The organism is Desulfovibrio sp. 1188_IL3213 (assembly GCF_036763145.1).
Classification (GTDB): domain Bacteria; phylum Desulfobacterota; class Desulfovibrionia; order Desulfovibrionales; family Desulfovibrionaceae; genus Desulfovibrio.
In genome coordinates this window covers 1-839 of record NZ_JBAIYR010000675.1, presented here as the reverse complement: position 1 = coordinate 839, position 839 = coordinate 1, and the positions used below count along the sequence as shown (strand labels likewise).

The 839-nt window shown below is 61.4% G+C and carries 1 protein-coding gene and 1 pseudogene; one reads left to right on the top strand and one right to left on the bottom strand.

The window, feature by feature from the left end; all coding sequences use genetic code 11:
- Positions 1-368, bottom strand: a 368-nt coding sequence (locus V6C16_RS14465; protein ID WP_333543587.1) for a hypothetical protein, incomplete at its 3' end; no start/stop codon positions are given.
- 86 nt (positions 369-454) lie between these two features.
- Here V6C16_RS14465 and V6C16_RS14460 point away from each other — a divergent pair.
- Positions 455-839, top strand: a pseudogene (locus V6C16_RS14460) (radical SAM protein); the annotation flags it as partial.

The following is an 839-nucleotide window of genomic DNA, read 5'->3' as shown; positions in this document are numbered from 1 at the left end:
GGCGGATCGAAACTCAGGTGCAGCAGCGGGTCGCTGTCGGTATCGGCAGTGCGATTTTCATGCACGGGAGTGAGCCGCGCCGCGCGCGTCTGGCCGGAAAAATTTTCAAACGGGTCCGTGGTGTGGGGATTTTCGGGGGTTGCCTGTGCGAGGGACTGATCCGTCAGGGGGCGGTCGTCCGGCTCCGCTTCAGCGGGCCTTGCGTCCGGATAGTCCAGGCGCGACTCCATTGCGCGCAACAGCACCCGCAACTGTGCATGCTCGTCGCGCAATTGTTTTACCAGCCGTTCCTGGCCGCGCATCATGTAGACAAGCACGGCGAGAATGCCGAAAAAACACAAAAAGATGAAAAGCATTATGGAAAACATGAAGGGCCTCCAAAAGTACGGGCCGGGAATCCCCGGCCACGTAAGGCCGTTATATACGTTCGCCCGCGCCGGGGCAAGGAGCTTTTATGGCTGCGCAGCATATTGAGCCGCATCTGGTTATGGCGGATGCGCAGGGGAATATCTACGATGACGAGCGCCTGCTCATGGTCTGCCGTCGCGGGGCGCAATGGGGGTTGCCGCGGCCGGACGAACTTATGCCTTTACCGGAAGAAAGTGAGTTTTTCTTGCTGCCGGGGCGTCAGGCTGTGGGACTTGACCCGGACAGCGGCGAGATAGTGCAGCCCGAGGGCGAGGCACAACTTGCAGTGGCTGCTTTTGCCGCTCCGGCGCACACCATTTCGGCGCACCCTGCCTATGCCAGCGATCCCGGAGCGCCCTTGCTGCCCCTGTTTGCCTATGGGGCTGTGGGCTTTGCGCGAGGCCGCTTTTATGTCTGCGCACGCAGGGTCG